This window comes from Sphingobacterium sp. CZ-UAM (assembly GCF_002000245.1).
Classification (GTDB): Bacteria; Bacteroidota; Bacteroidia; order Sphingobacteriales; family Sphingobacteriaceae; genus Sphingobacterium.
Map to the genome: position 1 here is coordinate 1,520,269 of NZ_MTCM01000001.1, position 25,367 is coordinate 1,545,635.

A 25,367-nucleotide genomic window follows, 5' to 3' on the forward strand; every position below is an offset into this window, starting at 1 on the left:
AAGCTACATTAAATTGAAAGTGAGCACCTTTGCTTACAGGGGGTCACGACGTGTTACGTTAACGAGTAATTCACGTTGATGTAACTAATTTTAATGAGAACAAAAAGATGAAAAAAACTGTATTAACCATTACCTTAAATCCTTCGGTAGATAAAAGTACCAAGGTTCAAAACATTGTTCCCGAAAAGAAATTGCGCTGTGATACTCCAAAGTATGAAGCCGGTGGCGGTGGAATTAATGTTAGTCGTGCACTCAAACGCCTTGGCATGTCTTCAAATACACTTTTTACCTCTGGCGGAAAAACAGGCTATATGTTGGAGGTACTTTTAAAGCAGGAAGAACTCGATATTATACCAATCCCTATAGGATGTGAAACAAGGGAGAACTTTATGGCTGTAGATACGACCAATAACCAGCAATACCGATTTGGATTTCCAGGTGAAGCCTTTACAGCCGAAGAAAAGGAAAACATCCTGGCTATTGTTGACCAATTAAATCCGGTACCCGACTTTGTGGTCATCAGCGGCAGTCTCCCAGGCGTTGTCTCAGCGGACTTTATCGGATTACTTATCAATAAATATAAAGCTATAGGGAGTAAAGTGATCGTAGATACTTCGGGGGATGCACTTAAAGTTGCGCTGGAAGAAGGGGTATATCTACTGAAACCAAATGCGGGTGAATTAGCCGCTCTTGTCGGAAAAGAGGAACTATCTAGTACGGATCTGGATTATGCCGCACGGCAAATAATTACGCAGGGCCAAGCTGTCCTCGTTGTCGTCTCTCTGGGCGCACGGGGAGCGGTACTGTACACCGCAGCCGAAAAAATTCAGATGGTTCCACCGCTTGTGAAAATACGTAGTACAGTAGGTGCTGGAGACAGTATGGTAGCGGGTATGGTATCCATTCTGGCTCTAGAAGGCACAATCGAAGAAGTACTTCGCATGGGAATAGCTTGCGGATCGGCAACCACCATGGCCGAGGGAACTGCCCTCTTTCAAAAGAAAGATGTGGACAGACTATATGACGAGGTCAGAAAGCTATAAGCACATGGATTCGAAATGCATGGCTTAATTCTTAGAATACCTGCTCAACTGCAACAATCCGGTATTGGGCAATGCGTTATGAGCCAAGCCTTAAGGAGCTTTTTAACCCAACTTTATTGTATTTATGCATATCAAAAAAATTCAGAACCACAATCTTTTCGCTTATAGAAGATTACGCCGGGCAATCGGCTATCTCGGTATCTTTCTACCTATTATCCTGGTTTTGCTATCCCTTTTTAAGTTTTTCGGCACCAGCATTCAACCATCTATCAGCCATTACTATTTTTCAAATCTACGGGAGATTTTTACGGGTGTTTTATGTGCTGTTGGCCTATTTCTAATCTGCTATAAGGGCAATGGAAATAAAGTCATCTGGAAAAATGATAATCTGCTTACTAATCTCGCCGGGTTTATGGCAATCGGAGTTGCATTTATACCAACGGATCCAATTGGCTCCAGTTGTACACAATGTACGTTGGTTTCTATTGGTTTAAAAGAACTGCATTCTGGATTTGCGGCCGTACTTTTTCTCACGTTTGCCTTTCTTTCCATCCATGTATTTACCATTGGTCAGGAACAAAACAAAGAGATTCCTATTAGTGTGATAAATGAAAATAACATTTACCGATTTTGTGGCTATGGTATTATCGTTTGTATCGCTTTGATCCCGTTTAAGCTCTTTGAATATGCGACCCTTGTATTTGAAGCAATAGCGCTTTTCTTATTTGGCAGTTCCTGGCTTATTAAAGGCCGCGCTTTGGGAGATAAAGGATCTATTGGCAGAAAACTGTACCGTGAACAGAATGTAACGGACACTGAAGAAATGTGGTCAGAATAGGAAGATCTAGGATTTCGGATGATCTATGGGGTTAACCTGCTTTTCCTCGGTTGTCAGTGGGGCTGGCGGAATCTCCGTCACATTGCGTTCGATCTCCTGGGTCTCCACATGTACAGCAAATTGAGCCGGTTCTATCGGAATTCCCATTACCGTTGCGTATTCTCTTGTATAGATTGCTCCAAAATATAAAATTGCAGCGGTATAATACACCCAGAGCAAGATTAGGACAAACGATCCTGCAGCACCATATGTGTCTTGGGTCGCTGAGTGTTCCAGATATATTCCGATGAGATAACGACCAAAAACAAATAAAATCGCTGTAAATAAGGCGCCTGCACGTACAGTGCGCCACTGAATATTGACATCAGGCAGCACTTTAAAGATAACGCTGAAAAGGATGAAAATAATGCCAAATGACAGTGCAAAATTGATCCCGTTAACCAACATCACTGTCATGTCAGGAAAATAGCGTTGTAACTGCCCAGTTAGTGCCAGAATTATACCGTTAATGATTAGGGTGACGACCAGTAAAAAACCTAATCCAATGACTAAAGAAGAAGATAGCAGGCGATCCTGTATTATCTTTAACCAGCCTTTTTTTGGCTTGGCGCGGACATGCCATATCTTATTGATCGAATTTTGGATATCCCCAAAGACTGTTGTCGCCCCTAAGATCAATGTAATACTACTGACGAGTAAGGCCATATTTGATTTACCAGATAATTCTAGATTTTGAATAACCTCCTGAATTTGTTTGGCGGCACTATTCCCCACTAGCCCGCGTAGTTCCATAAAGACCTTCCCTTCAATGGCATCTTCCCCATAAAATATACCCGCCAATGCAATGATCAATACCAATATGGGGCCAATCGAAAAAACAGTATAGTAAGATAGTGAAGCACTGTATTTCATTGAATCTTCGTTCAAAAACCCCGCAACTGAGCTCTTCAAAATTCGCCAGTAAGTCTTTATACTATTTCGACTCTTGGTTCTAATATCCATAATAATCATTCTTTGTTCGTATGAATAAACCACTTACGAACGGAGAATGTTTTGGATTTGCAAACAAACAGATGCCCCACTGGCGCTGGCCAATTATTCATGCGAATAATCCCGAATGGTACCTTGGAGAATTAATTGATTCGGGCGAGCAACTTTCAAGCTGAAATCCATATCTGAAGCAATCGCCTTCGACATTAAAATCGGAGTGATCTTTAAAGCATCCGGCCAATCCGCAAGATGAATTGCAATATGTGAAAGACTATTGGTTTTCGTGTATTTCGTCGGCAACTTATCTATCGTTGAAGCCGTTGACAGAATATTGAATTGACCATCATTTTTCTGGAACCACTGATAAAATAACTTATTGGGAAGAAATTTAGATAAATGCTCATCCCCACGAATACCAAATTGAACATTTGGAACTTTACTTTCATAGGCTGTTTTTTCCTCAACTGTTTCGAAATCATCATTAACGGCAAAATTGATAATGGTATCTGTCTGAACAACCTTATTTTTTAAAATTTCGACATCAACATAATCACCCTTCGCATGGGCGATAATCGAATCTGCTGAAACCGGAAAATCAATAAGCATATCTCTTAAGGCTGTCTTTAACCTTTCGTTTGGAAAATTGATCCAACCTTTGCTGATGTAATCTTCGTTTACCAACTCGCGGACAAGATATTCCTGCGGAAAATTCCAGGTATCGGATTGGAGTTCACCAGCGATCTCAATACGGCTACCTTTCAATTCAAATTCGATAAAATTTTTGGAAGAAATATCGCTATAACGCAATGATTTGCGGGTTAACTCGCTCGGATGATTGATAAAACGCTCAATAGAGACTCGCTCTGTATCCGACTGGATCAACTGAATCATTTCATCTTTCTTTTTATCAAGATTAAAACCCAGGCCAACCAACACGGTATTACCCTTCCAAACAAATGCAATTTTATTTGTATCCTGATAAGCATAATTTACTCCAGGAGCAGTATTACTTTCAATAGAATCAACTTCCAACCCCTCTTTTAAGAATGTCAGAAATTGTTTCTCATCTTTCAAATCAAAAAAAGCATAAAAGTTTCTCGCTGAATCTTCCAGTGAAAAAAGAAATACATTGGCCTTGATATCTATTCCATTATCCCTTAATTTACTCAATTTGTTGGCAAAGTCCTGCCCTCTTTTTGGCGCTGTTTGCCATTTATTGAAGAATTGGTTCAATAGGATATCGTCAAGGGAGATGGTTAATAATGCCTTACTCTTTTTATGGACTTCGGAATTATACGATTGCTGCTGTCGAATGATATAAATTCCCCACCCTACGATCGCCAATCCTACCAGGAGGCCTAAAGTCCAAATTATTCCTTTTTTAATCATGATCAGTTACATCAATTGGGTTGTCTATTTTAGATTGTTCCTCCGGCACGATACCATCGAGCAATTGGTTGATCACAAACTGTAAGCCGCTGTTTGCATTTGCAGGTAACTCAAGTTGCAGATCAGTTTCCAGTCTATCGCCAACAATTCCTTTCGAACTCAAACTAAAATTACCATAATTATTCAATTCTGCCAGTGTAGTACGCCAGCTATTGTCCAATACAAGATTCAGATCTTTTGTCAGCGCGGGTATTTTCTTTGTCTGGAACGCCGCAGAAAATTTACTTCCTTTCATTAGCTTAGCAAAAGACTTGTTGGGCCTGACCGTGTATTTATCCATGTATAAAATTTTATTTAACTCCAGGCTATCGTTGCTGATCATCACCAGATCTTCCCTGAACATCAGATATAAAGGAAAATCTTTTCCATTGCCTTGTTTGATTTTATAGATCCCCCCCGCAAAGCTTGCGTCGGATTTTGATACTGCAACATCCAGTGCCTTTTTGATCATCCTTTGATCTTCGGATGTAAACATCCAGATAAAAGACACGACCTTCTCTTCCTTGGTTTTATTGACTTCCTTTACGTCATAATTATCGTCATAGTCGTAATCAACATAGTCGATCTTCAGATTAGTGATTCCATTGATAACAACCAAGTTATCGCCAGGCATAATTTTGGCAACAGCTTTTTCATCCAGCGCAATTTCAAGACCGAGCGCCATAAGTTCAAGCACCTCATTCTCTTTTCCAAAATATTTTTTCAGGTTTTTAGAAACAAATGCGGGCATTTCTTTTAGGTAGGCTTCAGTATTTATATTTACATTAAAATAGCCCAGTGTTTCCTCCGTTAGATACTTTGCAAACTTTGGGTTTGGCTTCCTTGCATATAATTGCTTGGTCAGTTTCACCAGGTCTTTGCCTAGGGTTACACTCGTTTTAAGCGTAATCTTATTTCTCTGTTGTGTCAGGTCGAAGAACATGTCCTTATAATCATTTTCCAACGAGAAACTACTTGTATGATAATACGCATCTGCCATGGAACGTAGGGAACGAAGTCCGTCATAAAGGCCTTCGACTTTGGGTAGCCATACGCGCGCAATATCTACATTCTTTAGAAAACGGGCTTGCTCGCCCACAGGTATATTTGGATAGTTACCGCTCAATAGCTGTTCCTGCTCGTGCAGCAACCATTTTTCCAATAACATATTCTTAATGGAATCGTTACGTCGATTCACTTTCTCAAAAGCAACATCAAGAGAATCGTAGTTAATATGATCCTTATAAACACTAGTATCGGTTGCTGTCGCACTTGCATAGACGTCCAAAGGCTCCTGCTCCTCCTGCTGCACTTCAGTTTTTAATGAGTCAAAGTCAAACGCCTCCCACTCCATCGTTGTGGAATCCATTAGCACAGAATCCGTACAATTAGCAACGGCCTCTGCCTCATCTGCAGCCTCAGTTGCAGCCCCGCTCGCGGCAGCTACAGCTTCCGCAGCATAGTCTATATTTTCGATTCCATATAATGCGGCAATGGAATCTTTCTCAAAATAGGCTGTGCCAACTTCACCTTTTAATAATCTGAATTCCTTTGTATTCCAGGCAAGCAATTGTCCATCTGCTGTTTTGAACCGCTTATAACCATTTATGGCAGGAAGTGGAGTACCCTGCATATGCAGCAATTTTTCAAAGCGACTGACAGTGTTGATCGGAACAATCATCTCTCCATATAGCAAGCTGTCCCGATCATTTCTGTAGTATATCGCCATTCCCTTCGAATCCACTCCCATCTGCTGGAAATCCATTTGCAGGTCGCTACTTTTCCTTTCGAAATATTTAAAAAAACCGAGCCGATCCAACATCTTATTCAATGTAGAAGCTTCTGCGTACTCAACAACCTTCGCCAGATTGATAGCCGCTATCGTATTTGATCCTTCGGGGATTTTAGTATCGAAAACCTGTGCGTGCACCGAACCACCACCCAAGGACAGCATAACACCAAAACAAAGGGGTAGCATTTTTTTTCCGGTACAGCGAAAAAAATTAGCTGACATAGCCATATACATTTGATTCTTTCTCTTATTCATCTATAGCATCAAAAGTATCAAATACAATAGGGTATTCTCATCCCTGAATTCAGGTAATTCGTGGATTTCATCTATAACTCGCGTATCAGACCATATTCTATGGCAGATTTGACAGCCGCGGTCACACTCTTTGTCTGAAATTTTTCCATTAAATTTTTCCGATGACTCTCCACCGTATGGGAACTAATAAACAGGCTATCAGCGATCTGATTGGTCGTCATACCTTTAGCTACAAAGGTCAGGATCTCCTTTTCACGACGTGTAAGTTTAGGAACTTGCTTAAGTCCTGCGTCTGTCTTCTTGTTGAGTATCGCCTGAGTTTTCGTACAGATATACCGTTTACCAACCAGCACATCGGCTATGGCTGCAATAATCTCAGCGCCGGTGGCATTTTTTTGAAGATAGGCATCTGCCCCTTCACTCAGAATGCTATTGATCACAGCCAGTTCGTTATGCACACTAAAAGCTACTATTCTCATTTCCGGATATGCTTCTTTTAATCCTTTGACCAAATCTATACCATTTGCATCAGGAAGATTGATATCCAGTAACAATACATGCGGTGCATCAGCAACAATATTCTTAAATAAGTCCTCAGCACTCGCATACATGCCCACAACCTCAAAATCCTCGTGAGCATTGATAATATTTTTTAAGCCCTCCAACAACAGAGGATGATCATCCGTAATCGCTATCTTTATCATCTGACATTATAATTAAACAACGGGCATTTCAATTTCTATGGTAGTACCTTCGCCAAGGACAGATATAACCTTCATATCACCATGGAGAAAAGAAAGCCTCGACTGTATATTGTGCATACCCGCTGAATGTTGTAAATCTATTTTTTCGGTATCAAATCCCTTGCCATCATCTTCGATCGTGATATGTAAACGCTCCTTATGCGCGGAAAGTTGTATAAAAATATTACTTGCGGCAGCATGCTTCAACGCATTGTTCACCAGTTCCTGAATGATCCTGTACAGGGAAATCTGATGTTCTACACTTAATTTCGCTTCAAATTGAATGAATTCACACTCTACCTGGCAATTCGATTGGCTCATCCGGGCCGCATAGTCCTTTAACGCTACCTCTAGACCATATTTGACAATTAAATCCGGCATCAGGTTGTGTGCAAGTCGACGCAGTTCGTCTACTGCATCATCCAACAGTTCGATACTCCGTGTAATGCCATTCTTAACAGAAGACTGCTCACTACTGCCTTCCGCAATCGATGATAGACCGAGTTTTGTACTCGACAACAATCCGCCTAGCCCATCGTGTAAATCCCTAGCCAGACGGGTCCGCTCCTTCTCTTCCCCTGCCAACATCGCCGTCAGGTTTTTAATCGCGTGTTGCTGGTTATTTTTTTCGATTTCAAGTCCATGCAGGTGCTCCTTTTGCTTTAGTGTCTTAGAACGTTGCCAGTAGGCGTAAAACAATAAGATAACAGCTATTAAACAACTAATAAATAACCAGATATAGATCGAATTCATACGTGATTTAAAGGCAATATCTTGCTTGGAAACATCAAGCTCCTGCAATCGTTGCTCATTCTCCAAGCGGCTTAATTGCAAGTCCTGTTCCTTTTTGTCACGCTCAAGCTGAAGCACTTTCAACTGTTGGGTACGGTTTAGTTCGTTCAATTTGAGATTTTCAACCAATTGATTCTGCCGGTCATTTAGCGCTTTCATCAATTTGATCTGCTGTTCCTTTTTCTCTCCCTCTAAACGAAGACGCATTAATTTCTGGTTTTGTAGCTCCCGTTCATATTTGATTTCAAGTTGTTTGGTTTTATCCAATTTATCCGAGTTGAATGCCTCTTCGAAAACATTGATATAGCTTTTTTGGTATTGAAATGCCTCTTCGTATTTTCCTTCTTCAACACTGACTTCAGCCAATCTACTATACAAACTTAGTCCCATCTGATAATCGTAATGGGGTTCACGTTGCAGGTTGTAGAGTGCTTGTTGAAGGTATTTTTTCCCCTGATCGCGATGACCACTTTTAAAAGCTTCGTCAGCCAATACACCATAGGCAGGAATAGAAATGGCATATTGTCCCGTTTCCTGTGCAATTTCTAAGGCTTGTTGGGCAAATGAAACCGCTTTTTTCGCTCCGTTTTCCGGATAAAACTCATGGTATAAGTTGGCCAGATTTACGGAAACATAGGCCATATCCGTTGGATTAACAAGATCTTTTTTATTCGTTTGTGTTATTCGATATGCCGCAAGATAATGATCCTCGGCTTTCTTCAAAAGTAGCTGATCAGTTCGGTTCGACCGATATTCTGCCTCAAACAGGTAGCCAGCTTGCATGTAGGCGTCAAATAAACTCGCTATGTTTCGGCCAGTTTTCGCGGTCTCCAATAACAGACTTGTATATTTCTCCTGAAATTCATAATTGCGTTGGTTGGCGTAGATAGAAGTCAATTCCTTATATATAGCCAGTTTACGGGCAATATTTGCATCCGTCTGGGGTGCCTTTTCCAAAAAAGAAATCGCCTTATGAAACTGCGCCACCGCCTGATCCTCCTTATTCTGTCTGGTCATAATCCAGCCATCACAATAATGAACATAGCCTTTGGTACCATTATCGTTGACTAAGGGCAGAACGGATTTTGCATGTTCGAGATAAAAACGTGATTTTTCGAAGAGATGATCGTTATAGCTATTCATTGCTGCGATACAATTTAAATAGGCATAGTACTGTTTATCCGGATAACTTTTTGCCAATTGGATATTATCATTGAGCAGCTGGCTCGCCAACGCTTTCTCATTGTTGAAATACAATGCCTGCGCATATTTTCCGGTCTGCACAAAACGCTCCTTACTTCCTAAGGGAAGATTATAGTATGATTTCTGTAGCTCCTGCAACTGTTCCTGAGCATGTAGCTGAAAACAAGAGAATAGAAAAACTAAGTATATAAAAAAGGTTTTTGAAAAAACGCGAATACACCTCATAAAGTCTATTAATTCCCATTAGTGGATCAGTCAAAACTAGATAAATTTACCCTTATAAACAATTATAATTAGCGGCAAAATACCCTCGGACTCGGTTACGATGCTGAATTGGTCGCGATTCAATACCAACAACTTTCCAAATACAATACCTTTCCGGCAAAGTAAAAGGCAAAAAGTGTAGCTTTGTATGAAAGCGTCATTTGATCAGCAAATAGTCTATAAAGATGAAATACATATACTTGTTTCTTGCTATCGCAGCAGAAATTTTCGCCACAACTTTCCTGAAAAAATCCGAAGGTTTTACCCTATGCAAGCCTACCCTTATCTGCATCACTGGCTACGTTATTGCGTTTTATTTCCTGAGCATAACATTGAAATATCTTCCTGTCGGAATATCCTATGCAATCTGGTCTGGAGTTGGCATTGTTGCCATTACTTTGATAGGCATGATTTTGTTTAAACAGACTCCGGATACAGCAGCAGTGATCGGAATGATATTGATTGTCGCTGGAGTTATTATTATCAATGTCTTTTCAAAAATGGGTGCACATTAGCTGATCTAAAAACTAAATGTGTATTTTTGCATCTTACATAAACAAAAGGATACGTGTCGTTAGAGAAACTAAAACTAAGCAAAAGATTGACTGCTACAATGACCGAGCTCGGTTATTTGGCTCCAAAAGAGATTCAGAGTAGATGTATTTCCAGAATTCTTGGTGGACAGGATGTGATTGCGATCGCTCCTGAAGGGGCTGGCAAAACCACAACTTATGTGTTATCGACCTTGATGAAATTGAAATTTACGGACGATGAAGCACCTAAGTTTTTAATATTGGCTCCGAATGAAGAACGCATCGATGAGATTGTTGAAAAATTTCACCAACTAAGCAAAAATAGAGACCTTCGTATCATCGGATTACGTGCCGGAGGTAGCATGGAAGAAGAAATAGAAGAATTAGTTGCAGGAAAGGACATTGTCGTTGCAACGCCAAACCGTGCACGTGCCATCTATCTCAAATTAGCACTCAATCTAAACCGTATCCAAACCTTGATTATTGATGATGCCGAAGAGATCATCAAACAGGGAATGCAAACCCCTGTACGAGAACTAGCTGAAAGTTGTGGCAAGGTCCAACACCTTGTCTTCAGCACCGTTGAGCATCAGAAACTGTATGACATGATTGATACCCATCTCAATGAAGATTATGCATTGGTGGAGGTCGACGAACTGGAAAACGAAGCTATTGATACATTGGATCTTTTGCGCTATCAGCTTCCCAATTTTACCACAAAAATCAATCTGCTAAATTACCTGCTACAGGATAAAGAGGTTTTCCAAAAAGTGATTGTTTTTGTAAATTCAAAACTTACCGCACAAAAGCTGGCTACGAGTTTATTTAAACAGACCAAAGAAGAAATCGCCATTCTAAATCCGCTGTTTTACGATGATTTTGGCTACGAAACGACAGCAGATTTTATCGAAAATGAGCAAACCCGCGTACTAATCATTGCCCGAGAAAACTCCGATGCTGTTGATATCGTAAATATTCCCTTTATTTTCCAATTTGAACTGCCGAATGAGAAAGAAGAGTTTTTGAGCTATATCATCAAAAATGACGATAATGAGGAAACAATCGTCTTAACATTTTCCACCGACCTGGAACTCCCAATGGTCAGAAAAATAGAACAGGCTGTGGGTAAAAGAATGGATCTATTGGACTTACCTGAAGGTCTTCAGATCTACAACCCTATAAATGATAAAAAGAAAAAGTCTATCAAGGAAGAACAGCAGGAAGATGGTTCCCGTGGTGGAGCATTTCATCAAAAAAAGGAAAGTAATGCCAAAACTTTCAATTATGGTGGTGGCGAAAAAGCAAAAATGAAGATGAAATTGAAAAAGAAATAAATAAAAAAGGGAAGCTTTGGACTTCCCTTTTTTATTTCAACACCCTTTTTAACAGGTTAATATAAGCATTTGCAATATGTTCCATTCCTTGATCATTGGGATGGGCATAATCTACAGTTGAGTTGAGGTCCAGTCCTAAGTCTTCGCTAGACAGCATAAAAATCTGCTTATGGCCCTCTGACTTTAATTTCTCGTAAGTTGCCTTCAACACCCTGCTGCTTTGCAGATATTCCTTATTTTTGTCTTCGTTAAATACCGTACTGATATTCCCGGAACTATGCTGCGTTAATATAACAGGTGTTGTCGGATGTTCTTTTCTTAAAAATGTAACGGCATGAACGAGCAGGGAATCCAATTGTTTTTCATTGAGAGACTTAGTTACTGCAAGATTAGGAATACAGTCCAAAATATAACAAGCCGCGTCCACCTGATTCATCAGCGTTAAAATAGGCTGCTCGAGACGACCATTACCTGAAAAACATAAATTCATCATTTCGTTATTAACAGCCCTCCCGACTTGGTTTGTCCAAGCAAGGCCCGGACGACTGGTACATGCCCCCTGTCCAATGGAAGTGCCATACACCACAATAGGTTTCAAAGTAGCTGTATGGGTATAGGTTAACTTTGCATCCTTCGGAAGGCCAATCTTCAACCATTTAACCGTATTATACAGAGGTAGATATAAACGATATTTGAAGTTATTATTCTCCCCTATATTCCTCCACGTATAAGAAATCGTGTCTGAAAAATCATAATTACCATAAGCCCATTTCCAGACTTTATCCATTGGGTCATAAGCATAAAGATCAAGACCACTCACACCTGTAGTGGGCATATGGGGCATATTTAATCCACCGGCCACCTGATATTGAACTGTGATTTCTGGGGCTGATGTTTGAAAATCAACGTAAAGTCCAGCTGAATTTTTACCGAGCTCCCAGACCGGTTTACGTACCTGCTTTTCGAGCTCATCTGGAAGTCGATTAAATCCTGTAAGCTGCTGATTATTGACACGGCCTTCGATATGCTTATCGTCAAGAGGCGAAAACCAGGTATAATTTTGCTGTGCTTTGATAATCGATGAAAATGAGAACAGCATGAGCACCAGGAAAGAAACTTTTGAAAACATGGAATAATTTAGATTTTGAATTGATTAAAAAAGGAGCCGATTGGCTCCTTTCTATTGCGATTTATTGATTATACTATAAAATAGCTTGTCTAACACGCACCAATTTTTCCATCAGCCCTTCAAGCAAATCCAGATGTAGCATATTTGCGCCATCTGATTTTGCGTTTGCCGGATCAGGATGGGTTTCGATAAATAAACCATCAGCCCCCACAGCAATCGCAGCTTTGGCAATTGTCTCTATTAGTGCAGGTTTTCCTCCTGTTACCCCTGATGTTTGATTCGGTTGTTGAAGTGAATGTGTACAATCCATCACTGTGGGTACATTAAAAGAACGCATTTCAGGAATTCCTCTATAGTCAACGATCAGGTCCTGATAGCCGAACATATTCCCACGATCTGTTAAAAACACCTTTTCGTTACCAGACTCTACGATCTTATCAACAGCAAACTTCATGGATCCGGCACTTAAAAATTGTCCTTTTTTTACATTGACGACCTTATTGGTTTTTGCTGCCGCGACCAATAAATCCGTTTGTCTACATAAAAATGCTGGAATCTGAAGAACATCGACATAAGCCGCAGCCATTTCCGCCTCATGACTTTCATGGATATCCGTTACCGTAGGAACACCGAAGGTCTTCCCCACTTTCTCCAAAATTTTCAATGCTTTTTCATCTCCGATGCCCATAAAAGAATCCAAACGGGACCGATTAGCCTTACGATAGGAGCCTTTAAAAATATAAGGGATATTGAGTTTATCTGTAATAGTAACAATCTTTTCAGCAATCCGCAAAGCGATTTCTTCTCCCTCAATTGCACATGGCCCTGCCATTAAAAAGAAATTCTGCGATGTTCCATTCTTTATTTCAGGAATGTATTTATTGATCATATGAAATATATAAAATTTTTAATTACCCAATTCCGATAAAAATTTGATCCGCATCAATTGAAGGTCTTCAAAAGTATAATCGTCGCCGCCTAATTCTTTAAGCGCATCTTCGATGGAATCAGTTTCAGCTGTTTTAAAGTAATCGTAAACTTCGTCCTGACGATCTTCATCAATAATTTCGTCAATAAAATAATTGATATTTATCTTGGTACCTGCATTGACGATCGTTTCAATTTCCTTCAATATTTCCTCGTAGGTAATCCCTTTTGCTGCAGCAATATCATCCAGTGCAATCTTGCGGTCAATATTTTGGATGATGGCTACCTTTAGCGCAGATTTATTTGCTGTGCTTTTGATAACCAGATCCACCGGTCGGTCAATTTCATTTTCCTCCACATAGTCTTTGATCAGCGCAATAAAAGAGGCTCCAAATTTAATCGCCTTACCATTCCCTACCCCTTGAATCTGTTTTAATTCGTCAATATTCACCGGATAGTGCGTACACATTTCCTCTAAAGAAGGGTCTTGGAAGATGACAAACGGGGGCAATGATTTACTCTTAGCAATCTTTTTACGCAAATCTTTGAGCATGCCGAGCAGCGTCGTATCAAGAGCTCCAGTGCCATGGCCAGCGTCTTCTCCATTAGCAGTCTCAGCACTTTCAATAGGATGATTTAAAACAAACTTTAACTGATACGGATTATCCAAATAACGCAGACCAATATCCGTTAATTTCAGTAAACCATAGTGGTCAATATCTTTTTCAATGAAATTATCCAGTACCGCCTGTCTTAACAAAGATTTCCAATAAAGGACACCTTTCTCTTTTCCAGAACCAAACAACGGGTGCTCGTCATGTTTATAGGAAGACACAGGTTGATTATTCTGCCCGATCATCACGTTAATGACATGATGGTCATCAAATTTCTCCCCCTGTTCTTTAATAAAGCCCAATACATTTTTTAGGGATTCCTCGGCTTCAAAATATTCTTTTTCCGAACGACAGTTGTCGCACATATTACTACAGCCTTGTTCATCAAAATTTTCACCGAAATAATGAAGGATCTGTTTACGGCGGCAGACAGCAGACTCGGAATAATCAATGACTTCTTTGAGTATCTGTGTACCGATTTCACGTTCGGCCACAGGTTTATCTTTCATGAATTTAGTCAGCTTTTCAACATCTTTCTCCGAATAGAAAGCCAGACAATAACCATCACCACCATCGCGACCGGCACGACCAGTCTCCTGATAGTAGCCTTCCATAGATTTTGGAATATCATGATGGATAACATAACGGACATCCGGTTTGTCAATTCCCATTCCAAAAGCGATTGTAGCAACGATCACTTCAACATCCTCCATCAAAAATTTATCCTGCGTATCGGCCCTTGTTTTAGCGTCAAGGCCCGCATGGTATGGAAGCGCTTTAATGCCGTTCAGGTTTAACACCTCGCTTATTTCTTCTACTTTCTTCCTACTCAAGCAATAGACGATACCGGTTTTTCCTGATTTTGTTTTGATAAACCGCACAATTTCTTTGACCACATCTTTTTTGGGACGTACTTCATAATATAAATTGCTCCGATTGAATGATGATTTGAATAACACCGCATCATTCATCTGTAAGTTTTTACGGATATCAGATTGCACTTTAGGAGTCGCCGTTGCTGTCAACGCAATAATTGGAATATTAGCGCCAATCTCATTGATCACCTGACGTATTTTGCGATACTCTGGTCTAAAATCATGGCCCCATTCTGAAATACAATGTGCTTCGTCCACAGCGACAAAAGACACCGTAATCTGATGTAAAAACTCCACATTATCTTGCTTAGCAAGTGATTCTGGAGCTACATACAGTAACTTGGTCTTTCCTGCATGCACATCCTCCTTGACCCGGGTGATTTCACTCTTGTTTAGTGAGGAGTTCAAAAAATGAGCGATACTATCTTCGCCGCCGAACGCGCGAAGCTGATCTACTTGATTTTTCATTAAAGCAATCAACGGGGAAATTACAATTGCGGTCCCCTCACTCATGAGTGCTGGCAGTTGATAACAAATTGATTTCCCTCCCCCGGTTGGCATGATAACAAAGGTATCCTTCTTTTGAAGAATACTAGTTATAATAGCCTCTTGATCCCCTTTAAAAGTATCAAAACCAAAAAAATCCTGTAAATTGTCGAAAAGTGATTTTTCTATTTCCATTGCGCCTTGGGCAAAAATAAGATAGATAATGAAGAAATAATCCTGAAAAATAATCTATTTTTGCAATCTATTCTAATACATAAAAGTAAGAGTATTTTTTGTGAAAAACAACTACGAAATAAAAAATATAGCTATCCAGGCTATTCAAGAAGAAGCCAATGCAGTAGCTGCTCTGGCCCAATATATTGATGATGATTTTGTTACCGTTGTAAATAAAATTCTACATCTTCAAGGGCGCGTCATCGTCACAGGTATCGGAAAAAGTGCCATTATCGCACAAAAGATTGTTGCAACATTAAATTCCACCGGGACACCGTCCATCTTTATGCATGCTGCCGATGCTATTCACGGCGACTTAGGTATTATCCAACAACATGACCTGATTATTGCCATATCCAAAAGCGGGAATACGCCAGAAATCAAAGTACTGGTTCCTTTTCTGAAACAAACGAAAAATACCCTAGTGGCTATGGTGGGCAATACGGCTTCCTACCTCGCCAAAAATGCAGATTACATCCTGAATACTACCGTTGAGAAAGAAGCCTGTCCAAACAATTTGGCACCAACATCCAGCACTACTGCACAATTGGCCATGGGCGATGCGCTGGCGGTTGTATTACAAGAATGTCGTGATTTTACTGATCAGGATTTTGCTAAATACCATCCCGGTGGCGCCTTAGGTAAAAAACTCTATTTAAAAGTTGCAGATCTTTCGGATCAAAATGGTAAACCGAGCGTACAATTGGATGCCAACATCAGAGATATTATCATTACTATCACCCAGTTCAGACTGGGGGCTGTCGCTGTCTTAAATGGCACAGAAATTCACGGTATTATTACCGATGGGGATATCCGCCGCATGCTCGAAAAACATACGGACCTGGCAATGATCCACGCTGCTGATATTATGGGTCAATCACCAAAGGTCATCGACAAAAATGAACTTGCGGCCAATGCCCTCCATATTATGCGGGAAAACAACATCAATCAGTTATTGGTATCCGAAAAAGGGAACTACGATGGCGTTATCCATATACAGGATCTACTCAAAGAAGGCATAATATAACTGTAATAAAGTTGTTAGATGCAGAATAAATTGGCAATAAACAGTACATTTGGCATATCAGTTGTACTAGTTTAATCACAAAGTAATATCTTAGAAGTATGAAAAAGTATATAACAATTTTAGCAGTGATCATTTCCTTTATCGGTTTTTCATCTATGCAAGCCGGGCAAGGAGAATTTAAATTTGAGAAAGAAACACATGATTTCGGAAAAATTCCAGCTGGAACTCCTGTATCCTATAATTTTAAATTTTCAAACACAGGCAGCGAGCCCATTATCATTTCGAATGTAGTGCCTACCTGTGGCTGTTCGGTGGCCGAATTCACCAAAACTCCGATCAAACCAGGTGAAACAGGGACAATCAAGGTTACGTACAATGCGGCAGCCAAGGCACCATTTACCAAAAGTTTCACGGTACAGTCGAATACCAAAACCCCTGTAAAGACACTTTATATTAAAGGGATTGTGGAATAAAAATCCCACAGATAAAACGAAAAAAGCCACATCAGGATGTGGCTTTTTTCGTTTTATTTTGGTTAGCTTTGCACAACTAATTTTAAAAAAACTATAATGCCAGTAATATCAGAAAAAGGGCTAAATATGCCTGCGTCACCCATCAGAAAACTGACGCCTTATGCTGATCAAGCAAAAAAAGATGGTAAAAAGATATACCACTTAAATATCGGGCAACCAGATATCCAGACACCCGAAATTATGCTTAATGCTTTGAAAAATATTGATTTCAAAGTATGGGCTTATACACCTTCCGAAGGTACGGCCTCTTACCGAAAAAAATTAGCCGAGTATTATAACAAGCTAAATTACAATATTGAACCTACTGACATCCTTGTAACCAACGGTGGCTCAGAGGCAATCACAATCACCATGCAAGCTTGCTTAAATGAAGGGGAAGAAGTCATTATTCCAGAACCTTTTTATGCAAACTATAATGGTTTTGCCTGTTCATCTGATATCGTGATCAAACCGATCATGTCTTATATTGAAAGTGGATTTGCATTACCATCTATTGCTGAATTTGAGAAAGTAATTACCGAGAAAACCAAAGCCATCTGTATCTGTAATCCCAACAATCCGACAGGCTATCTTTATTCCAGGGAGGAACTAGAGGCTTTACGGGAACTTTGTCTGAAATATGACCTCTACCTGTTCTCTGATGAGGCATATCGCGAATTCTGTTATGATGGCCGCGAATTTATATCCCCAATGCATCTGGAAGGCCTCGAAAATAATGTTGTTATTTTTGATACAGTTTCAAAACGTTATTCCGCATGTGGTGCACGTATCGGCTGTATAATAACCAAAAATAAGGAATTATATCAGACTGCATTGAAATTTGCTCAGGCGCGTTTGAGTCCATCGCTGGAAGGGCAGATTGCGGGCGAAGCTGCCGTCGATACCCCGGACAGCTATTTTGAAGCCGTGTCCAAAGAATATACGGCCAGAAGAGATACATTGGTCAGCGGATTAAATGCAATTGATGGCGTATACTCTCCTAATCCTGGAGGTGCTTTTTATGTGGTTGCTAAATTACCGATCGACAACGCGGATAAATTCTGTCAATGGATGCTGGAAGAGTTTTCCTACAACAACGAAACGGTCATGATGGCTCCGGCAACTGGTTTCTACAGTACAGAGGGTGCGGGGACAAATGAAGTCCGCCTAGCTTATGTGCTGAACCAGGATGATCTTAAAAACGCATTAGTCTGTCTGGAGAAAGCGCTGGCAGTTTATCCCGGAAGAACAAATTAATAAGCACAGCCCAAAGGCCAATCGAAGCCAGTCTCTGAAAAAGAGACTGGCTTCTTTGCTTTTTAGCAGTATCCCAAAGCCTGTTTTCGACCGAATTTAAAAAAGTCAAAACAAAGTTTCGAGCGACATTGTTCTTATTACAGTATAACTAAAGATATTGCATATGGATAAATTGAAGAAATTCCAATTGATGGAAAAGATAGCGAGAGAGATGGAAGATGTCAGAAATAGCCAACAGGCTGTTTTAGAAAAGATAGGCAAAATCGAAGTTGATAATATCGAACTCGGTGATAAGAATATCGAACAGACTATTCCCGAAATCTATCAACGAACAGCGGATAATTCAGACGCTATTAAAGCGCTACTGGAATCTTTTCAAGAACAGACAGCAGAGTTTGGAGAGAAAAACAATGTAGACAAGCTGCTGGAGCAACAGCAAATCAATAGTATCAAATAGCTGTAGCCAAAAATACAAAAGATGCCGATTTTTCCATCGGCAACTTTTGTTATATCGTATTTATGCTTCTATTCTTAAGGCTTTAACTTTGAGATATTCCTCTTCGACAAAATGCAGTTGCTGTTCGGGGGTTAAATTGGAGTTATCCAAAACGATAGCGTCCTCAGCCTGACGCAGCGGACTCTCGGCACGGGTACTATCAATGTGATCGCGATTGGCCAGATTTTCCACCACCTCTTCTAGTGTGACGTCCTCCCCTTTTTCAGTTAATTCCAGGTATCTTCTGGCTGCCCTAACTTTAGGATCTGCGGTCATAAAGATTTTCAGATCGGCATCCGGAAAAACGGTGGTGCCAATATCCCGGCCATCCATAATAATATTTCTCCGGCGACCCAATTTTTGCTGTTGCGCCACCATTGCTGTTCGCACCGCTTTAATTGCACTTACCTCACTGACCTTATCAGAAATGTACATCTGACGGATTTCTTCTGAAATATCTTCATCGTTGAGGTGAATCTCCGTTTTGACGGCATTTGGAATAAAGTCAATATGGATGTCCTTTAAAGCTCTTTCGATCGCTTCCTGATCATCTAAGGCAATATGATGACGAATAAAATAGAGCGTGACAGCCCGATACATCGCACCGCTATCAATAAAGGCAAATTTTAACTTTTTAGCCAGCGCTTTGGCAAGCGTACTTTTTCCACAGGAGGAAAAGCCATCTATGGCGATAATAAAATTGTGTCTTGTACTCATTATTCATTTCCTCCTATGATCACACCGGGCTTATTCACCAAGGGAACCTTAGTTAGGTTTCCATCCACGATGCTTTCTGGTAAAAAGATATATTTTTTATCGTATATTGTATTATCGATATAAAAGCTCAACCAGTATTCGTTGGTTAGACCAAAGACCTGTTCATCGATGGCTTCAACGCGATCAAATGATTTTGCTTCGATGTTTCCGATAAAATGCCGTAAAGTGGTAGTTGTCACCTGTCTTCCATCTTTTTCACCATAGCCTTTTGAACTGATCAGCACATTCTGTATTGCGATATTCTTATCGTTAATAACATACACCGTCCAATTCTTTGTCTCCACGGTCTCGCCTTCCAAAACCACGGCAATCATGATATCTTTTACTATATTTTCTGGCAAATCTGCTTTCATCCCTATTTAGACTTTGTCGTTTTTTTAGTTGTAGCCTTCTTTGCTGTTGTTTTTTTAGCAACTGTTTTCTTCTCGGCGGTTTTGGCTTTAACGGCTTTACCTTTCGGCGCATCTGCTTCAGCCCATTTCAACACATCGGCATAGCTGATTTTTTCGATCTCCGTTCCTTTCGGAATTTTTAAGTTCTGCTTGCCAAAACGAATAAATGGTCCCCAACGTCCCTGTTCGATCTGTGCATCTGGATTTTCATCGAATACACGGATCACTTTTTCAATGTCTTTCTGACGTTTTTCCTGAATAATCTGAATGCACTCCTCTTCGGTTACATCCAGCGGATCGACTCCTTTTGGCAAGGAATAAAACGCTGAGTTATGACGGATATAAGGCCCAAATCGACCAACGGCAACAGTCATTTCCTTATCTTCAAAAACACCAACTTTTTTCGGCAATTTGAATAACTCCATCGCATCGTCAAAAGTGATTGTCTCGATCATCTGTCCTTTACGCAAAGATGCAAATCGAGGTTTTTCTTCATCATCCGGTGAGCCGATCTGTACCAAGGGGCCAAATTTTCCTATACGTACCGAAACAGGTTTGCCTGAAACTGGATCTACACCTAGCTCACGCTCATTATTGGCCCGATCAGCATTTTCCAACGTATCTTCTACCTCTGAGTGGAATGGCCCATAGAAATCATGCAACATTTTTGTCCATTCGGTCAATCCATGTGCGATATCGTCAAACTCTTTCTCAACATTTGCCGTAAAGTGAAAGTCTACAATACCATTGAAATGCTCTACAAGGAAATCATTGACCACAATACCGATATCAGTTGGGAACATTTTCCCTTTTTCTGCTCCCGTAATTTCTGTTTTCGTTATTGCTTTCAGTTCAGCATGCTCAAGGGTCAGCACGCGATAGTTACGTGACTTTCCCTCCCGTTCTTCTTTCACCACATAGCCACGATTTTGGATCGTAGAAATTGTTGGCGCATAAGTCGAAGGTCTACCGATGCCCAGTTCCTCTAATTTCTTCACCAATGCAGCCTCCGTATAACGTGCTGGTGGACGTGTAAAACGTTCCGTCGCAGACATACTCTTTAATACCAGTTGTAAACCTACAGTCAATGGTGGAAGAATGGCATTATCACTGTCCTCATCGAATGTTGTCTCCTGATCATCGTCCACAGACTCCATATAAACTTTCAGAAAACCATCAAATTTCATAACCTCTCCCGAAGCATTCAAATCTTCCGTACGGGTGGAAATCGAAATTTTCGCGAGAGTACGTTCAAATTCCGCTTCACTCATCTGAGATGCAATTGCCCGCTTCCAGATCAGTTCATACAATCGTTTTTCAGCAGAATCGCCTTCGATGGTATGTTCAGAAAAATAAGTCGGACGTATGGCCTCGTGCGCTTCCTGCGCGCCCGAAGTTTTGGTTTTATATCTCCTTACTTTATGGTACTTGTTACCATAAGCTGATTTAATTTCCTTTTCAGCAGCCTCTATTGCTGTATCACTCAGATTGACAGAATCGGTACGCATATAGGTAATACGTCCTGATTCGTAGAGACGCTGGGCAACTTGCATGGTACGAGCGACGGAGAATCCCAGCTTTCTACTGGCCTCCTGTTGTAAGGTAGACGTTGTAAATGGTGCTGCAGGCGATCGTTTCGATGGCTTCGTCTCCAGATTTTTAACGGTGAACAAAGCCGCCTTACAATCCTCCAAAAATTGAGTCGCTTCTGCTTCAGTTGCAAAGCGTTGCGGAAGCTCGGCTTTAAAACTATCTTTGATCTTGCCTGTATGAAAGAAAGCAACAATCTTAAATGCCGCCTCTGGTTCAAATTTATTAATCTCCCGCTCCCGGTCAACAATCAACCGCACAGCAACAGATTGCACACGACCCGCAGATAAAGAAGGCTTTACCTTTTTCCATAAAACAGGTGATAACTCAAAGCCCACCAATCTGTCCAATACACGTCTGGCCTGTTGTGCGTTAACAAGATTATAATCTATTTTACGGGGATTCTCGATGGCTTTTAATATTGCAGGCTTCGTGATCTCATGAAACACAATACGTTTTGTACTTGCATCCTTCAGTCCCAATGTCTCAAATAAATGCCAAGAAATAGCTTCTCCCTCACGGTCCTCATCGGATGCGAGCCACACAGTTTCTGCTGCCTTAGCTAATTTTTTCAGCTCGCTTACGACCGCTTTTTTATCTGATGGAACTTCATACTTCTGTTCGAAATTATTCGCCGTATTAATTGCATCATCGGTTTTCACCAGGTCACGGATATGCCCGTAACTTGACTTGACCAAAAAATCACTACCTAAATATCCTTCTATCGTTTTTGCTTTCGCTGGAGACTCAACTATCAATAAATTTTTCGCCATCTAATTTGAGATTTGTGCAAATAAAGGGAATTCTAAAAGGAATGACAATAATTTCTTGCAAAAAAGACAAAAAAAATAGATTTCGCCTTAATATATATGTGTTTTATCCTATAACATTAACCCTATTGTCCTATTTTAAATCAGCCTGTAATCGACCTTAAAAAGGAATTTGTCTATAAAAAATGTTGATAATTATTTAAAACTTCGTTTTTCTTCATATCCGCAATTTCAACAATTCATTTTAGTTTGTTCTATTTCGAAAACAATTACCAAATGCCGTATAATTCAAGCATCCGAAACCTTCAGCGTAAAAAAAGTAAAATAGGTTATGTATATTCGCTTATTCAAAAAAGGGCAATTCGCCCTTAATTTTGGTTTAATATAATAAATAATGAAAAGAAGTCTTGTTAGAACAGTCTTTTTTGGTATAATATTACCATTTGCGTCTTGCTCAGTTATGAAAGATTCAACAAAAACAACCAACAGCTTTCCTAAAATCAGTTTGGAAGCCCATCGCGGTGGACGTGGTCTATACCCCGAAGAGTCTATTGCAGCGATGAAAAATGCGATTGATCTGCAGCAGGTAACAACACTGGAAATGGACTGTCAAATTACGAAAGACCGAAAGGTTGTTGTCTTTCATGACCATTATCTCAACCCCAAATTTGTACTAAAACCAGATGGCACCGAGATCCCCGAAAAAGATAAATCATTGAAAATATTTGCAACGGACTATAAAGACCTGATCAAATACGATATCGGTTCCAAATTTTATAAGGAGTTTCCCGATCAAAAAAAACAGGTTACACGCATTGCGAAACTCGCTGACCTCATCGATAGTACAGAAGCCTACGCCCTCCAAAAGAGAACGGCGCCTATGTTTTATAATATTGAGGTGAAAAGCAGTGTGGACAAAGATGGGATAGCTCATCCCCGGGTAGAAGAATTTGTTGATTTAATGGTACAGGTTATCACAGAAAAAAGAATTGCAGCACGTACCGTGGTTCAATCTTTTGATATCCGGGCAGTCAAGTACCTTAACAAAGCCTATCCACAACTTAAAGTGTCTTATCTGATTGATGCCAATTACACGAAAAATGCAGAAGAAACAATAGCAACACTCGGTTTCGCCCCCTTTATCATTAGCCCACACTATAAATTGGTGACAAGCGACTTTGTCAAGCAATACCACAAAGCAAATGTGAAGGTGATCCCCTGGACGGTAAATAACAAAGCAGAAATAGAGCAATTAAAGGCGTTAAAGGTAGATGGAATTATCAGTGATTACCCGAATCTGTTCTAAGGCTTTAACTTTTTCAATACCCTAAACCATTCTTCGCTCCCGCTGTTGGTTTAAACCAAAGGACCAAAATAGAGTAGCTTACGCTATGCGCTACTCTATTTTGGTCTTACTCTTAAGGGCTTTATCAATATACTCGCGCCCTTTTTGAACTAAAAACTCTGCCCGATGATAGTCCCATAGATTACAGATATTATAAGGAATATCTACAACAACATCCGGACGATAGAGGTCAATAATCATACGGCTCATTTTTCTACGCATCACATAATAGGAAGCTTGTAGAATATCTAAAGAATTTGAGGTTTTTGTATCCAGTTTTTTGATCACTGAATACTGTTTATCCGGTTTTGATTCCAAATTAACCGCAATAATTAAATTCTCTTTTCTGGTGACATGGTTGATGGGCAGTGGATTGAGTACACCGCCATCTACATAGACGTGGGTATCTTCTTCGACTGCTGTAAAGACGGCCGGTATCGCAATAGAAGCCCGGATCGCGTCATACATACTTCCAAAGTCCAGTACAACTTCTTTTTCATAATTAAGATCCGTAGCAACAGCTTTGAATAAAATCGGGAACGTTTCGATATTCGCATCGGGAATCACCGATTTCAACGCATTAAAGACTTTGATCCCTTTCATCATTCCCAGGCCTTTCCAACTGAAATCCATCATATTGAAGACTGATTTCTTTGTGAGATTATGCATCCAATCCTCCAACACATCCATCTTTCCCTGCGCATAAATTCCACCGACCAATGCGCCAATGGAACAACCGACAATTTCATCTATCTCAAAGCCCATTTCCTCCAGCTTACGAATAACGCCGATATGTACTAATCCTCTCGCCCCACCACCTCCTAGGACAAGTGTTACTTTACGGTTCAAAAAATCTTTCTCTGACATATACTTAGACCTGCAATATAATGATGTTGACATTGCCCCAACAATGTTATCCGATATTCACCGTTATAATATGTATTTTTGATTACAATATACGGAGTAAAATAAGAAATATGAAAATAGAAATCTGGTCGGACATCATTTGTCCATTTTGTTATATTGGCTTGACAAAGCTTGAATCAGCATTACAGGAATATGAGCGTGAAATACAGGCGGAAATTACATGGAAATCCTATCAGCTCAACCCTGATTTTCCCGAAGATGCGCCAGGGATGCCGACATACGACTATCTTGTCCGGACAAAAGGAATGAGCATGGACGATGTCGTAGCGATGACAGGACAACTCAGTGCACAGGCAAAAGAACTCGGCATTACCCTAAATTTTGATAAGGCAATTGTTGTAAATACCAAAAAGGCACATCGCCTTCTTCATTTTGCCCAGGCAAATGACAAAGGAACGGCACTCAAAAAATCGTTACTCAAAGCCCATTTTACCGACGGCTTGAATGTCAACGATAACGCCACCCTTATTGAGTTAGCTACACTGGAAGGTTTGGATGAACAAAAGGTTCAGGAACTTTTGGATACCGATCAATATGCTTATGAAGTCAGTCAGGACATACAGGAAGGTGTCAACCTTGGCCTTCGCGGTGTGCCCTTCTTTGTATTTGACCGGAAATATGCAATTCCCGGTGCGCAACCCATGGAGGTTTTTCACAATACGATCAAAGAGTGTTTGGCGAGCCAAGCTACCCCTTTACAGCAAAGAGGTGAAGAAGGGGCTTCCTGCGATCCTGAAACAGGAAAATGTGAGTAAAGAAAGAAAAAAGTTTTAGTTTAATTTACTATTTTCGCA

The 25,367-nt window shown here is 40.3% G+C and carries 22 protein-coding genes; 10 read left to right on the forward strand and 12 right to left on the reverse strand.

The genetic code is table 11. The features are described 5' to 3' along the window. Nucleotides 1-107: 107 nt before the first annotated feature. Nucleotides 108-1,043, forward strand: a complete 936-nt coding sequence (locus BWD42_RS06620; RefSeq protein WP_077434314.1) for a 1-phosphofructokinase family hexose kinase — start codon at nt 108-110, stop codon at nt 1,041-1,043. A gap of 124 nt (nt 1,044-1,167) precedes the next feature. Continuing rightward, nucleotides 1,168-1,881 carry a hypothetical protein gene (locus BWD42_RS06625; RefSeq protein ID WP_077434316.1) on the forward strand — a complete coding sequence of 238 codons (714 nt, stop codon included), beginning with the start codon at nt 1,168-1,170 and terminating at the stop codon, nt 1,879-1,881. A 6-nt stretch (nt 1,882-1,887) separates the two neighbouring features. Here BWD42_RS06625 and BWD42_RS06630 read toward each other — a convergent pair whose 3' ends face one another. From BWD42_RS06630 to BWD42_RS06650, 5 genes are all read right to left on the reverse strand, one after another. Continuing rightward, nucleotides 1,888-2,883 carry a YihY/virulence factor BrkB family protein gene (locus BWD42_RS06630; RefSeq protein WP_077435861.1) on the reverse strand — a complete coding sequence of 332 codons (996 nt, stop codon included), beginning with the start codon at nt 2,881-2,883 and terminating at the stop codon, nt 1,888-1,890. Between the two features lie 93 nt (nt 2,884-2,976). Further along, complete coding sequence (locus tag BWD42_RS06635) at nt 2,977-4,260, reverse strand: hypothetical protein (RefSeq protein ID WP_077434318.1); 1,284 nt, start codon at nt 4,258-4,260, stop codon at nt 2,977-2,979. Next, complete coding sequence (locus BWD42_RS06640) at nt 4,253-6,313, reverse strand: hypothetical protein (RefSeq protein WP_139351034.1); 2,061 nt, start codon at nt 6,311-6,313, stop codon at nt 4,253-4,255. Before BWD42_RS06640 ends, BWD42_RS06635 begins: the two co-directional genes overlap by 8 nt. A gap of 104 nt (nt 6,314-6,417) precedes the next feature. Next, nucleotides 6,418-7,050, reverse strand: coding sequence for a response regulator (locus tag BWD42_RS06645; protein ID WP_077434322.1), 633 nt, complete (start codon nt 7,048-7,050; stop codon nt 6,418-6,420). A gap of 12 nt (nt 7,051-7,062) precedes the next feature. Beyond that, nucleotides 7,063-9,222: a sensor histidine kinase gene (locus BWD42_RS06650; protein WP_175991977.1), complete on the reverse strand. Its 2,160-nt coding sequence runs from the start codon at nt 9,220-9,222 to the stop codon at nt 7,063-7,065. 311 nt (nt 9,223-9,533) lie between these two features. Here BWD42_RS06650 and BWD42_RS06655 point away from each other — a divergent pair, with 311 nt between their 5' ends. Further along, nucleotides 9,534-9,863, forward strand: coding sequence for a DMT family transporter (locus BWD42_RS06655; protein ID WP_077434326.1), 330 nt, complete (start codon nt 9,534-9,536; stop codon nt 9,861-9,863). A 53-nt stretch (nt 9,864-9,916) separates the two neighbouring features. Next, nucleotides 9,917-11,215, forward strand: coding sequence for a DEAD/DEAH box helicase (locus BWD42_RS06660; protein WP_139351035.1), 1,299 nt, complete (start codon nt 9,917-9,919; stop codon nt 11,213-11,215). A 31-nt stretch (nt 11,216-11,246) separates the two neighbouring features. On the opposite strand, the gene BWD42_RS06665 is transcribed toward BWD42_RS06660, so the two are convergent. From BWD42_RS06665 to recQ, 3 genes are all read right to left on the reverse strand, one after another. Then, nucleotides 11,247-12,344 (reverse strand): SGNH/GDSL hydrolase family protein, encoded by a 1,098-nt coding sequence (locus BWD42_RS06665; RefSeq protein ID WP_077434330.1) that lies wholly within the window; start codon nt 12,342-12,344, stop codon nt 11,247-11,249. A gap of 73 nt (nt 12,345-12,417) precedes the next feature. Continuing rightward, the gene (kdsA, locus tag BWD42_RS06670) at nt 12,418-13,233 is read right to left on the reverse strand and encodes a 3-deoxy-8-phosphooctulonate synthase (protein ID WP_077434332.1); all 816 of its coding nucleotides are present in this window, start codon (nt 13,231-13,233) and stop codon (nt 12,418-12,420) included. A gap of 18 nt (nt 13,234-13,251) precedes the next feature. Continuing rightward, complete coding sequence (gene recQ / locus BWD42_RS06675) at nt 13,252-15,441, reverse strand: DNA helicase RecQ (RefSeq protein WP_077434334.1); 2,190 nt, start codon at nt 15,439-15,441, stop codon at nt 13,252-13,254. 100 nt (nt 15,442-15,541) lie between these two features. Here recQ and BWD42_RS06680 point away from each other — a divergent pair, with 100 nt between their 5' ends. The 4 genes from BWD42_RS06680 (at nt 15,542) to BWD42_RS06695 (ending at nt 18,733) form a co-directional block, all read left to right on the forward strand. Further along, nucleotides 15,542-16,507 carry an SIS domain-containing protein gene (locus BWD42_RS06680; protein WP_077434336.1) on the forward strand — a complete coding sequence of 322 codons (966 nt, stop codon included), beginning with the start codon at nt 15,542-15,544 and terminating at the stop codon, nt 16,505-16,507. A gap of 98 nt (nt 16,508-16,605) precedes the next feature. After that, nucleotides 16,606-16,980, forward strand: a complete 375-nt coding sequence (locus BWD42_RS06685) for a DUF1573 domain-containing protein (protein WP_077434338.1) — start codon at nt 16,606-16,608, stop codon at nt 16,978-16,980. Between the two features lie 96 nt (nt 16,981-17,076). Further along, the gene (locus tag BWD42_RS06690) at nt 17,077-18,276 is read left to right on the forward strand and encodes a pyridoxal phosphate-dependent aminotransferase (protein ID WP_077434340.1); all 1,200 of its coding nucleotides are present in this window, start codon (nt 17,077-17,079) and stop codon (nt 18,274-18,276) included. A 163-nt stretch (nt 18,277-18,439) separates the two neighbouring features. After that, nucleotides 18,440-18,733 (forward strand): hypothetical protein, encoded by a 294-nt coding sequence (locus BWD42_RS06695; protein ID WP_077434342.1) that lies wholly within the window; start codon nt 18,440-18,442, stop codon nt 18,731-18,733. A gap of 60 nt (nt 18,734-18,793) precedes the next feature. Here the strand turns inward: BWD42_RS06695 and cmk are convergent, their stop codons facing one another. Genes cmk through topA form a run of 3 tightly spaced genes read right to left on the reverse strand, consistent with a single transcriptional unit; the run spans nt 18,794 to nt 22,304 of the window. After that, entirely contained in the window at nt 18,794-19,489 is a 696-nt protein-coding gene (cmk, locus tag BWD42_RS06700; RefSeq protein WP_077434344.1) for a (d)CMP kinase, read from the reverse strand. Next, on the reverse strand, nt 19,489-19,902 hold the full coding sequence (locus tag BWD42_RS06705; protein ID WP_077434346.1) for a hypothetical protein: 414 nt from the start codon (nt 19,900-19,902) through the stop codon (nt 19,489-19,491). The genes cmk and BWD42_RS06705 overlap by 1 nt, the downstream gene beginning before the upstream one ends. 2 nt (nt 19,903-19,904) lie before the next feature. Further along, complete coding sequence (topA, locus tag BWD42_RS06710; protein WP_077434348.1) at nt 19,905-22,304, reverse strand: type I DNA topoisomerase; 2,400 nt, start codon at nt 22,302-22,304, stop codon at nt 19,905-19,907. 457 nt (nt 22,305-22,761) lie between these two features. Here topA and BWD42_RS06715 point away from each other — a divergent pair, with 457 nt between their 5' ends. Then, nucleotides 22,762-23,607 (forward strand): glycerophosphodiester phosphodiesterase family protein, encoded by an 846-nt coding sequence (locus tag BWD42_RS06715; protein WP_254846189.1) that lies wholly within the window; start codon nt 22,762-22,764, stop codon nt 23,605-23,607. Nucleotides 23,608-23,697: 90 nt separating this feature from the next. Here the strand turns inward: BWD42_RS06715 and BWD42_RS06720 are convergent, their stop codons facing one another. Further along, on the reverse strand, nt 23,698-24,513 hold the full coding sequence (locus BWD42_RS06720) for a patatin-like phospholipase family protein (protein ID WP_077434352.1): 816 nt from the start codon (nt 24,511-24,513) through the stop codon (nt 23,698-23,700). Between the two features lie 110 nt (nt 24,514-24,623). Between BWD42_RS06720 and BWD42_RS06725 the strand changes: the two genes are divergently transcribed. Then, nucleotides 24,624-25,328, forward strand: coding sequence for a DsbA family oxidoreductase (locus BWD42_RS06725; RefSeq protein ID WP_175991978.1), 705 nt, complete (start codon nt 24,624-24,626; stop codon nt 25,326-25,328). Nucleotides 25,329-25,367 lie beyond the last annotated feature (39 nt).